This is a genomic window from Burkholderia sp. E168m23 (assembly GCF_016586125.1).
In the GTDB taxonomy this organism is placed as follows: domain Bacteria; phylum Pseudomonadota; class Gammaproteobacteria; order Burkholderiales; family Burkholderiaceae; genus Burkholderia; species Burkholderia orbicola.
This window is the reverse complement of record NZ_BCPP01000889.1, coordinates 1-2,964: the sequence shown is the minus strand read 5'-3', so window position 1 is coordinate 2,964 and position 2,964 is coordinate 1. Positions and strand designations below refer to the sequence as shown.

Annotated in this window: 3 protein-coding genes; all 3 read right to left on the bottom strand. The window is 64.9% G+C overall.

Going from position 1 to position 2,964, the window contains the following annotated elements:
• Nucleotides 1-112: 112 nt before the first annotated feature.
• Genes JMF90_RS31435 through JMF90_RS31425 form a run of 3 tightly spaced genes read right to left on the bottom strand, consistent with a single transcriptional unit; the run spans nucleotide 113 to nucleotide 2,931 of the window.
• The gene (locus tag JMF90_RS31435) at nucleotides 113-1,249 is read right to left on the bottom strand and encodes a DUF2827 family protein (protein WP_011546962.1); all 1,137 of its coding nucleotides are present in this window, start codon (nucleotides 1,247-1,249) and stop codon (nucleotides 113-115) included.
• Nucleotides 1,250-1,282: 33 nt separating this feature from the next.
• On the bottom strand, nucleotides 1,283-1,750 hold the full coding sequence (locus JMF90_RS31430) for a DUF4019 domain-containing protein (protein ID WP_011546963.1): 468 nt from the start codon (nucleotides 1,748-1,750) through the stop codon (nucleotides 1,283-1,285).
• 26 nt (nucleotides 1,751-1,776) lie between these two features.
• Nucleotides 1,777-2,931 (bottom strand): DUF2827 domain-containing protein, encoded by a 1,155-nt coding sequence (locus JMF90_RS31425; protein WP_011546964.1) that lies wholly within the window; start codon nucleotides 2,929-2,931, stop codon nucleotides 1,777-1,779.
• Nucleotides 2,932-2,964: the final 33 nt, after the last annotated feature.

Genomic DNA, 2,964 nt, shown 5'->3' with positions numbered 1-2,964 from the left:
CCTCGGCCTGCAACGCGCAATGCCGGTTGATGACGAACGGGCCGTGGATCGAATCGATCACGACGAAATTGCGGACGGTCTGATTCATGGGCTGGGGCGCGTGCGAAGGCAATCAGCTGAGCGGGCGGTCGGCGAACAGATGCTGAATCTGCGAGGAATACGCGCGCACGTTGTGCTCGGCGAGCGTGTCGACCTGATGCAGGCAGCGGCGGGCGGCGGCCGCGTAGTCGTCGAGCCGCGCGTCGTGCGTCTGCGCAGCGGTCGCGATCGCGCGCGCCGCATCGAAGATCTCGAAGTCCGGATAGTAGTAGCCGACGTCGCGCAGGAACGGCGAGTTGTGCACGAGCGGATAGTTGCCGTACAGCGCGTCGTACAGCAGGTAGTTCAGGCCGTTTTCCCAGTGGTGCGACACCACGATGTCGGTGTGATGCGCGGCCCATGCGACGAACGGCGCGCGCACGTCGGCGGTGGCCTTGCCGTCGCGCACCATCTCGAGCCCGAGCGCGAGATGCTTGAAGGCGACGTTTTCCTTCTTGTCGAACGTGTTGGTCATGTACACGTGCTCGACGAGCTCCGGATGCTCGACGTAGCACGCGTTCGCGGCGAGCATCGGCACGATCGCGCTCTTCACGACGTTCAGGTTCGGCTCGAAGAACGCGATGCGCTTGGCCGGGCCGTGGTTGCGATAGCCGAAGCGGGCCTTCAGTTCAGGATCGGCGTCGAGGCTGCGCTCGATGAAATACGGCGACCAGATATGTGGCAGCTCGATCACCGGGGCACGGTACACGGCCTGGAAATACGCGGCGCACGTGTGCATGTGCTGCGGATTGGTCCAGATCTCGTCGAACTGCACGCGGTGCGGGTTCGGCCGCCAGTCGTTCTTCTCGAAGTTGATCGTCTCGACCGCGATCACGTAGTCGTTGCCGAAGCGATACGACACGCACTTGCCGCCGCGCTGGCGCATGACGTCCGTGTGCGACGGGTCGATGAACGCGTTCATCTCGATCAGCAGGTCGGTCTGGTGAACGACGGCCGACAGCGGCCGCAGCGCGTCGCCGAACGCGTCCATCATCAGCGCCTGCGGATACTCGGTGATGCCGTCGTCGTGCGCGAGCCAGACCTCGCCGATCAAAGGCGACTGCTTCAGCAGCATGTACAGGTACACGCAATGCTGGTTCGCGCCGTTGTACCAGATCGACTGCGTCGCGTCGCGCTGCACGTTCATCGTTATCGCGACATTGAGTTTCATCGGATCGGCTCCGTGGGGCGGGCAGTGCGTGGCTTACTGCGCGGCGCTTTGCGTCTGACGCGGCACGTAGCCCGTCAGATGCCAGCGGCCGTCGGTTTCGAGGCGGAAGCTCAGCTTCTCGAACATCGTGGCGCCGCTCGTGAGCGTCGTCGCGTAATCGACGTTCGCATAGAGCCCGTCGGGCATTCCGGTCGTCCGCTCGTAGCGGATGCGCGTGACCTGCGCCCAGCCGCGATGGCCGACCGCGCCGACCGACTGGCGTGCCTGCTGCATCTGCGCGGCGAACTGATCCTGCTTGAAGCGCGCCTTGACGAACGGCGCGGCGTCGCTCCATACCGCCCCGTACTGGCCGGCGTCGAGCTGCTTGAACACCGCATCGGAGTCGCGCAGCAGCGTGTCGGCCGATTCGCCGGCGGCTTGCGCGTGCGCGCCGATCGCGATCGATGCGGCGGCGCAGCCGATCAGCCATTTTGCGCGGGTGAGGGTCGAGCGTGCGTTCATGGTCAGGGTCCGGAAAGGGCGGCGCGTCACGCGTCGCGATAGAGGGTGGCGATCGCGTCCGTATAGGCCGCGACGTTCTCGGGGTTGTAGATGCTGACCGAGTCGAGCACGTGCTTCGACTGCTCGCGATACGCGTCGAGGTTCGCGTCGTGCTCGGCGAACGCCTGCAGCAGCGCGCGGCCGCCCGCCTGGCAGTCGAAGTCCGGATAGAAATACCCGGCCTTGCCGAGGAACGGCGAGTTGTGGATCAGCGGATAGTCGCCGTACAGCAGCTCGTAGTACAGGTAGTTCTGCGCGTTCTCCCACGTGTGCGACACCACCGCATCGCCGTACGCGGCCATGAACTCGTACACCGCATAGCGGCTTTCGAACGTCGTGATGCCGTGGTTCACGATGTCGAGGCTCTTCGCGAAGTGCACGAACGTCGGATGTTCCTTCAGGTGAATCGTGTTGCACACGCGCACGAACTCGAGGAACTCGGGCTTCGCGCGATACGCTTCCTCGGTCACGAGCATCGGAATGATGCTCGTCTTCACCATGCAGATGTTCGGCTCGAACATCGTCACGCGCCAGCGCGGCTTGGCCGGTTGATAGCCGAACGACAAACCGGCGCCGAGCGTCGCGCGCGCCTTGTCGAACAGCATCGGATGCCAGATGTGCGGGACGATCGTGACCGGCGCGCGCAGGCCCGTCTGGTAGTAGTGCAGGCACGAGCGCTCGAACTCGGGGATCGTCCACACCGCGTCGTACGGCGCGCCCGAGAACAGGAAGCCCGACGGCTTGTCGAACATCGCGCGCTCGATGTCGATCACGTAGTCGTTGCCGACCCGCATCGTGACCACCTTGCCGCCGCGTTCGCGAAACGCGCGCAGGTAGTCCGCGCCGAACTGCGCGCTCATTTCGATCAGCACGTCGCAGCGCTCGAGCGCTTCATCCATCGACAGCAGCGGCACGTTCCACTCGCCGAGCATCATCTGCGGATCGGCGACCTGTTCGCCGCCGTTCACCATCACGGCATCCGCGACGAGCGGTGACTGGCGCAGCAGCAGGATCAGCAGCAGGCAGTTCTGGAAAATGCCGTTTTCCCACAGCGACTGGCCGGCGCCGCGCACGAACAGCGACACGCCGACGACGAGACGCTTGCCCTCGCCGGGCGCTTGACGGGCATTGGAGTCCGACATGCGTATGCTCCGGTTCAGGCGACCAGACGCGAG

Excerpts from the sequence above, each read along its gene's own strand:
- JMF90_RS31435 (WP_011546962.1), bottom strand. The coding sequence starts at position 1,249 with ATGAAACTCAATGTCGCGATAACGATGAACGTGCAGCGCGACGCGACG.
- JMF90_RS31430 (WP_011546963.1), bottom strand. The coding sequence starts at position 1,750 with ATGAACGCACGCTCGACCCTCACCCGCGCAAAATGGCTGATCGGCTGC.
- JMF90_RS31425 (WP_011546964.1), bottom strand. The coding sequence starts at position 2,931 with ATGTCGGACTCCAATGCCCGTCAAGCGCCCGGCGAGGGCAAGCGTCTC.